Raw genomic sequence first — 1,055 nt, 5'->3', positions numbered from 1 at the left:
CTGGCCTATCAACCCAGTCGTCTACTGGGAGCCTTACCCCATCAAGTGGGTGGGAGTCCTCATCTCGAAGCAGGCTTCCCGCTTAGATGCTTTCAGCGGTTATCCCTCCCGAACGTAGCCAACCAGCCATGCCCTTGGCAGAACAACTGGCACACCAGAGGTTCGTCCGTCCCGGTCCTCTCGTACTAGGGACAGCCCTTCTCAAGACTCCTACGCGCACAGCGGATAGGGACCGAACTGTCTCACGACGTTCTAAACCCAGCTCGCGTACCGCTTTAATGGGCGAACAGCCCAACCCTTGGGACCGACTCCAGCCCCAGGATGCGACGAGCCGACATCGAGGTGCCAAACCATCCCGTCGATATGGACTCTTGGGGAAGATCAGCCTGTTATCCCCGGGGTACCTTTTATCCGTTGAGCGACGGCGCTTCCACAAGCCACCGCCGGATCACTAGTCCCGACTTTCGTCCCTGCTCGACCCGTCGGTCTCACAGTCAAGCTCCCTTGTGCACTTACACTCAACACCTGATTGCCAACCAGGCTGAGGGAACCTTTGGGCGCCTCCGTTACCCTTTAGGAGGCAACCGCCCCAGTTAAACTACCCATCAGACACTGTCCCTGATCCGGATCACGGACCCAGGTTAGACATCCAGCACGACCAGACTGGTATTTCAACGACGACTCCACAAACACTGGCGTGCCTGCTTCACAGTCTCCCAGCTATCCTACACAAGCCGAACCGAACACCAATATCAAACTGTAGTAAAGGTCCCGGGGTCTTTCCGTCCTGCTGCGCGAAACGAGCATCTTTACTCGTAGTGCAATTTCACCGGGCCTATGGTTGAGACAGTCGAGAAGTCGTTACGCCATTCGTGCAGGTCGGAACTTACCCGACAAGGAATTTCGCTACCTTAGGATGGTTATAGTTACCACCGCCGTTTACTGGCGCTTAAGTTCTCAGCTTCGCCCACCCGAAAGTGAGCTAACCGGTCCCCTTAACGTTCCAGCACCGGGCAGGCGTCAGTCCGTATACATCGCCTTACGGCTTCGCACGG

Annotated in this window: 1 rRNA gene; it reads right to left on the bottom strand. The window is 56.6% G+C overall.

From position 1 onward, the window contains the following. A 23S ribosomal RNA gene (locus IEZ20_RS39395) occupies positions 1 to 1,055 on the bottom strand; the annotation flags it as partial.

This window comes from Streptomyces cinerochromogenes, from assembly GCF_014648635.1.
In the GTDB taxonomy this organism is placed as follows: domain Bacteria; phylum Actinomycetota; class Actinomycetes; order Streptomycetales; family Streptomycetaceae; genus Streptomyces; species Streptomyces cinerochromogenes.
The sequence above is the reverse complement of the archived record's forward strand: the minus strand, read 5'-3'. Positions and strand labels throughout refer to the sequence as shown.